Below are 3,814 nucleotides of genomic sequence, written 5' to 3'. Positions count from 1 at the left end.
CAGGTGGTGCTCAACCACGCCGGTAGTGGGGCTGAACGACACGAATCACGCATCTGAACAGTGGGGCTCAACCGCACCACAAGTGGTGCCCAACGAAGCCAATATTCACCGGCCGAGCTTCGTGCAACCGCACTCGCGCAGCTACCGAATGGCGTCGTGCTAGCTGACGACCAGCTTGCAGCGCTCAGGGCGATCGCCGTCTCTGGGCGAGCCGTTGATGTCCTGGTGGGTCCGGCCGGTGCTGGCAAGACGACCGCGATGAACGCGCTTCGGCACGCGTGGGAGGCGGCGCACCATACGGGCTCGGTGGTGGGGCTCGCTCCCTCGGCCGCTGCCGCACAAGTATTGGCAGAAGATCTCGGTATCCCCACCGAGAACCTGGCGAAGTGGTGGCAGAACCATCTCGACCACGGAGAGACCTTCCACGCAGGCCAGCTCGTCATCGTCGACGAGGCCTCCCTGGCGGGCACCCTGGCCTTGGACCGGATCACCGCGGTTGCCGCGAGCGCCGGTGCCAAGGTCCTGCTGGTCGGCGACTACGCGCAGCTCCACTCCGTGGACGCCGGAGGCGCATTCTCAATGCTGGTCCGCAGCCGGGCGGATGCCCCCGAGCTCGTCGACGTGCACCGCTTCACCCACGAATGGGAAAAGACAGCCTCGCTCGGACTGCGCCAAGGCGACCCCGACTCGATCGACCACTACATCGCGCACGCCAGAGTGAGCGGCGGTGACACCGAGTCGATGACGGATGCCGCCTACACGGCCTGGCGCGCGGACAGCCGAGCGGGCAGGGCCACGGTGCTGATCAGCGACTCGAACGAGGCGGTCGCATTGCTGAATGCGCGTGCCCGAACAGAACTCATCCTCGAGGGTCGCGTTGACGCGGTCCGCGAGGTCGCACTTCATGACGGGAACCGTGCCGCTGTAGGTGACACGGTGATCACCCGCCGAAACGACCGGCAGCTGCGCAGCTCTCGAACCTGGGTGCGTAACGGAGACCGGTGGACCGTGACCGGGGTGCGCCAGAATGGCTCGGTCGACGTCCGCCGGCACGGCCACCGGTGGGGGAGCGCGCTGCGGCTTCCCGCGGACTACGTCAAGCACCACCTCGAACTTGGCTACGCCGTCACCTCGTACCGCGCGCAAGGCATCACGACCGACACCGCTCACATCGTCGTGACCGCAAGCATGACGCGCGAGAACCTCTACGTCGCGATGACGCGAGGTCGCGACGCAAACACCGCCCACGTCGCCGTCGACCGACCCGATGTTGCCCACGCCGGGCCCCGAGCGGGCGACGACAAGGATGCGACAGCCCGGAGCGTCCTTTGCAGCGTTCTGCAGCACGTCGGCGCCGAACAGTCTTCGCACGAAACGATCGTGGCGCAGCAGGATACGTGGGGCTCCGTCGCGCAACTCGCGGCAGAGTACGAGACCATCGCGGCGGCCGCACAGCACGACAGATGGGCGGCGTTGGTGCGCGTCATCGGCCTCTCACCCGACCAGGCTGAGATGGCCATCGGGTCGTCTGCGTTCGGGGTCCTGACGGCGGAACTCCGGCGGGCCGAAGCCCACCACCTCGACGTCAAGGTGGTGCTTGCTCGCGCAGTCGCAGCACGCTGGTTCGAGGATGCCGAGGACGTGGCGGCCGTTCTACGCTCTCGGATAGCGACGGCGGCCGCGCGAGGCGTCCGCGCAGGTAGAGTGCGCAGGACGCCGCGGCTTATAGTGGGGCTCATCCCGGAGGCGATCGGACCGATGACACTGGAGATGCGCCAGGCTCTCGATGAGCGCAGCGACTTAATCGAAGCGCGAGCGCGCGCCGTGCTCGAGGAGGCACTGCTAGCGGGAGAAATATGGACTCGGGAACTCGGTGCCGCCCCACCTCCTCGGTCTGGGGAAACAGCTTGGAGACAACACGCATGTACAGTGGCTGCATACCGGGACCGCTACGCAATCGTGGGAGCGAGCGCGCTCGGCCCGCCCCCGCAGACGGTGACCCACCAACGCGACACCGCTCGGGGTCGTGCGGCGCTTAACAGTGCGAATCGGCTCGCTGCGGGAAGAGGCGCCTTCGCGACAGAGCGCCCGGGCGTCATAAAGGGTCTTCCACCCATGCGCATCTAAATTTGAGGGCCAGTCATCGCTCTTACGCCGTCGCACAGCGTGTCCTTCAAGTGTTCCGCATTCCGCCGTACTTGAACCCGATGGTAACGATGAACCAGTGCGGATCAACTATATGACGCACTCTCGTAGCCGACCGAGCCTTGTTCGTCTCGGCATATGCGATCGAGCAGGTCGGCGCCATCGCCCGCGTCTCTCAGAATGACCTCGACCAGCCCGCCGCCGTCGTGATCATCGACGCCCAGCCGGTAGACGAGTTCGAGGACCTGTACGGTGTGCCGTTCGCGGATTCACCGCGGCATCGTGAAAAGACGACCGCATGCCGTTGTGGGTCGGCCAAAGGGAGAACAAGTCAATCGATAGCATGGAGACAAAGCGCTTCGGCGGGGGGAGCAAGAATGGGCAACTTGGGCTATTACCAGGACATAACGAAGCTCATCAAGGCACTGGGTGGGCCCAAAGTGGCGATTCCGGTCATCCTCGGAAGCGGCTATGCCGTCATACGCGTTGGCGAAGCTGGCGTGAAGAAGGCCTACAAAGTGTCAAGTGCGGTGATCAGGAGATGGAAGGCTACTGACTCAATCGTGGGCCGTGTCTTTACGGTTCACTCGGACAGTGACGACAGCGGCGGGGGGCTGACCCTCCGCGAGGGCGACGAAATCCAAATCCTCGAGCGACATGGCGAAGCGGTACAGATCGTAGTTCTCGGCAACGCCGACAACCCCTACTGGGTGTCCGCTGGACTGCTCGCGAGTATCTGCGATTTCCCGGACGACATCGAGGAAGGCGCCGACTAGTACTCCGCGCATGCCACGCATCTGACGCTTGGCCTCAGCATTGGCCGCGGAGCACGCCCCCTTGACGCAATTCATTCGCGTCCACCACAATCAGGAAGAGCATCCACCAGGCTGTTTTTTTCTGTGAGGCACTCTGTGCGTCTGAGAGCTCTGGAGTTGGCGGTGCGGCGTTGTGGTCCCGGTGAGTGTGCCAGAAGAGTTACTTGAAGATGGTTCTGACCCCGCTACCTACGAAAGCTGTGATCGCGGACAACCCAAAGTTGATGATCAGTGTGGAAGTGGGGTCAATATCTGTGAAGCTGATGACCAACAGGCTGCCAAGGGTGAATACTGCCATCGCCCCCAACTGCCACCAGTTGGCAACGACGATGGTGAACAGGCCCAGGGAAAAGAGCACGCCGACGATTGATCGCAGCCTATCGGCCGCTTCGGCTGCATCCGCAACTACTGACGGTTCCGCTGGCTTGCCCTCAATTAGCGCGGCGAAACCCAGCACGCCCACGATCGTGAGCGTCATGAGTATTGCAAGACCGCCGCGGTACCACCTCGTCGCTGCAGTAAGCGGGTGAGGCATTGGTGTTGAGTGCTGAGTGCTGAGTGGCAATGGTGGTCATTGCTTCATCGTATAACCTGATCAGGACTAAAAAAACACCAATTGGGTGAGCTGGCGGGTACTGGTCCCGTTCTGGGGGTGGAACCGTAGCAGGGCGGGGCTGAGACGGAGCCTCGCCGCACTTAGTGCGGACATCGACATAGAGCGAGCCAGCTTGACTCGTGACCTAGGTGTTCTTCCCACGGAGGTTGTGAGCGTGGCGTGAGCTAAAAAGGTGAGGACCTCCGGTATCGATTGGGTTACCACACTCAAGTCGATGCCACGGAGGCCCTCATCTCTT

General features: G+C 63.2%; 2 protein-coding genes and 1 pseudogene. 2 read left to right on the top strand and 1 reads right to left on the bottom strand.

Features of this window, described 5'->3' with window-relative positions; translation table 11 throughout:
• Positions 1-150: 150 nt before the first annotated feature.
• Both E3T28_RS12970 and E3T28_RS12965 read left to right on the top strand, forming a co-directional pair.
• Positions 151-2,127 (top strand): annotated as a pseudogene (locus E3T28_RS12970) (ATP-dependent DNA helicase); the annotation flags it as partial.
• A gap of 140 nt (positions 2,128-2,267) precedes the next feature.
• The gene (locus tag E3T28_RS12965; RefSeq protein ID WP_134431975.1) at positions 2,268-2,921 is read left to right on the top strand and encodes a hypothetical protein; all 654 of its coding nucleotides are present in this window, start codon (positions 2,268-2,270) and stop codon (positions 2,919-2,921) included.
• 199 nt (positions 2,922-3,120) lie between these two features.
• On the opposite strand, the gene E3T28_RS12960 is transcribed toward E3T28_RS12965, so the two are convergent.
• Complete coding sequence (locus E3T28_RS12960; protein WP_134431972.1) at positions 3,121-3,438, bottom strand: hypothetical protein; 318 nt, start codon at positions 3,436-3,438, stop codon at positions 3,121-3,123.
• Positions 3,439-3,814: the final 376 nt, after the last annotated feature.

The sequence above is a fragment of the Cryobacterium sinapicolor genome (assembly GCF_004403465.1).
Classification (GTDB): domain Bacteria; phylum Actinomycetota; class Actinomycetes; order Actinomycetales; family Microbacteriaceae; genus Cryobacterium; species Cryobacterium sinapicolor.
This window is presented reverse-complemented; position numbering and strand designations above follow the sequence as displayed.

Excerpts from the sequence above, each read along its gene's own strand:
- E3T28_RS12960 (WP_134431972.1), bottom strand. The coding sequence starts at position 3,438 with ATGACGCTCACGATCGTGGGCGTGCTGGGTTTCGCCGCGCTAATTGAG.